This is a genomic window from Haloflavibacter putidus, assembly GCF_006546625.1.
GTDB lineage: Bacteria > Bacteroidota > Bacteroidia > Flavobacteriales > Flavobacteriaceae > Mesonia > Mesonia putida.
Window position 1 is genome coordinate 1 of sequence record NZ_VIAR01000026.1, and the last position, 3,271, is coordinate 3,271.

1 protein-coding gene is annotated in these 3,271 nt (G+C 38.4%); it reads right to left on the bottom strand.

Features of this window, described 5'->3' with window-relative positions:
* A partial coding sequence (locus FKR84_RS13190) for a fibronectin type III domain-containing protein (protein ID WP_233357780.1) occupies positions 1–3,246 on the bottom strand: 3,246 nt, incomplete at its 3' end.
* Positions 3,247–3,271: the final 25 nt, after the last annotated feature.

Consider the following 3,271-nt stretch of genomic DNA (forward strand, 5'->3'; position numbering starts at 1 on the left):
TGTCTCCCCGACTATTACACCATCGGAGTCCGACCACTCAAATGTAGCATCTGAAGGGGCTGCCCCTGTAAGAGTGGCTTCTATAACATAACTGTCTGTAGAACAGAAATTCTGATCACCACCTAAATCTACCGTGAAAGTAGAGTTGGTAACTTCTACAGAATCTGTTCCTATACACGTAAAGCCAACAGGATTTCCATCTTCATCTAAGATGCTTCCTATTACTTCTACAGAATAAGTTCCTTCTACAGTTACATCTAAAGTTGCATTGGTCTCGCCCGTTATTTCAGTACCGTCTTGGTACCAAACATATTCTATTGGAGTACCAAAATCTCCAGGATTGGTTGGTGTTGCATCTAAAGTTGCTTGCCCAACATCACATAAAGAAACGGTATCTCCTAAATCTACCTCCGGCTCCGGTGAATACTCAACGGTAAATACTTCTTCTGAAGGAACACCAGAAGTGTCGTAAGAAACCAACTTGTAGGTTCCGTCTTCTGTAACTTCTAAAGTAGAGGTGTCTTCTCCTTGAATAATGTCATATTGCTCTGTGGCGGGATTATATTCATACCACACATACGCTAGTGCGTCTGGAAATTGAGAAGTTAAAGTGATTACTTCGTCTCCACAGGCATATAAAGTAGTATCTAAAATAGTACAGTCTGTTGTACCACCACCAGAATCACCAAAATTGGTTTGTCCTAAACTAATGTAACCGGGAGATTGAGTATAATTGGTTATTAATACAATATAAACATCTCCTTCTTGCGCACCATTAATAGTCATCGTTTCTACAGAATCTGCAGAATAACTACAATCTACCACATTAGCCAAGGTTAATGCATTACAATTATCTTCTACGGTATCAAAAGGACCATAAGCTATAAAATCAACATCTAATCCATCTCCAATTTGGTCTCCGTTTGCATCGAACGCAGTACTTTGAATAATTTCAAATTCTAAATCACCCGAATCTGCTACTTGTAAATAATACCAAGCAGGGTTAGGTTGTGTACCCAAACAATCATAATCTGGACCGGTTTCAGCTACACTTTCATTGAGGTAAAAATATCCGTTAGGAAATATGAGTGGTTCAGGGTTTCCGGAAGTATCTGTAGGAGCACAAAATGGCGCTACATCTGAACAGGCTGTATTTTCTCCAAAATCTGGCGTAGTAATACATAGGTTAAATTCTTCATCGGAAACAGAAGTACTAAAAACGCGTACTTTATAAGTCTCCCCAATGGTAAGGTTTTGGGCCACTATATTAGGACTATTACCACCGTTTTCAAATTCTTCACTACAGAATAACTCGGTTAAGTTACCACAAGAATCTCCTTCATAAATGGCATGATATAAATCTGAAGAACTATTACCATCACCTTCTAATAAAGCTGTCATATGCTCCGTAGAAGTTGCGGTAAATTCAAACCAAACGTCTTGTGCTACCGCTCCACCACAACTTACTGAAACACTGCTTGCGTTTGCACCTTGTAAAGTACCAGGTGTAGTCTGCTCACATAAGTTACCAGCATTTACTATAGCTGTTTCGGCCGCATCACAATTTGTATTATCTGGTGGACAAAATTCTTGCGTTAAAGTACCGCTTGTTATTATACAATTTGAATCGTCGTTATTCTCTATTTGAAATATAAGGTTTGTCGTATTTGGGTAAGGACCAAAAGTAAAAACACCTGTAGCATTGGCTGTTTGCGTTGCGCTACCTTGGTTATCTTCTATGGTAAGGGAAGTTGCAGAGCCTAAATCTGTAATTTCCACATCTATAAAGAATTGATCTGTACCACTATCACAATCACTTTGTACGGTATAAAACGCAGCCGGATTTATACAAGTAGCACAAGAGACTGTTACATCTAAAGGACTATAATCAGAAGAACTAGCACAACCGTTTGAGCCATCTGCTACTATTTGTATGGTAATAGTATCACCGGTTGACTGAAAATTTAAACCGGATAAATCTCCACCATTTCCATAACCATTATATAATTCAGTACCATCGGTATCTAAAACGATAAACTCATCCCAATTATCTTCTACTCCACCTGCATTCACTACTAAATTTAATGGTGTACCATCGCTACTAGTATAAACCAACTCTGTAGTCTGACCATTTTCATAACAAATAGTTGTATTAATAGGTCCAACTGTACAATCTACATAATTAGTAGCGCAGTACTCTTGCGTAAGTTCTTGACTAATTAAAGAGCAATTTGCCTCCGCAGGATTTTCTATAGTAATTTCTACGAGAGTGTTGTTAGCAAATGGACCAAAAGTAACAGTACCTGCAGCAGATATAGTTTGAGCAGGACTGCCTTGGTTATCAGAAATCTCTAAGGTATCTGACCCACCCATATTAGTTATATCTACTTCTATATTAAATTGCGGACCATTAATACAATCTTCTAAAACTGTAAAATTAGCAATAGGATCAACACAGTCTGGCATTTCGATAAAAGTAACATCGTCTATCAAGATATCATTGTAAAACGCTGAACCATTAGCACTACCAGTTACGGTAAAACGAACTCGTACAGGACCGGTAATGTTATATGTAGACAAATCTAATACGTATTGCTTCCAGCTATCTCCTTGTAATGTGTTTATATTTAAAACATCATTCCAAGCAGTACCATTATAAATTTCTACGTCTACAATATTTATTGCTCCGTCATCTGTGTTATTGCTAAATAAATAGAACTCTAAAGCAGGAACGGTTAAACTGGAAACATCTATAAAAGGAGAGGTTAATGTACTAATTTCTCCATCACTATTATCTGAACCATCCATCCAAGCGTAGTTAGTGCCACCACCAGGTGTGTGGTCTAAAACATCGGTAGCTGCATAACCGGCAGCAGTACTGTAATCCCAAGCATTATCGCCTCCTTCTTCCCAACAAGTTGGGGTAGAGTCTGCAGCAAAATCTTCAATCCACGGCAAAGAAATTACATCACAAGCTGTACTGAAAGCAATTGGACCGCTCAGATTACTTTCATCTGTTGGGCTACAAATTGCTTTTATGTATACTTCATAATCTGTTGCAGGATTTAGACCTGTAAGCGTAATACCTACACTACCATCGTTATCTATTACAGAAGTGCCTTCGGTTTCTGGATCAAATCCTACAGGACCGTAAATAATTTCCCATTCGGTTTCGTCTGAAATTGGAGTCCAGCTTATTTCTGCTGTAGCAGAAGTTATATTATTAACAACTAGATCAACAGGCATAGCGCAAGCTGGCGGATCTACTACT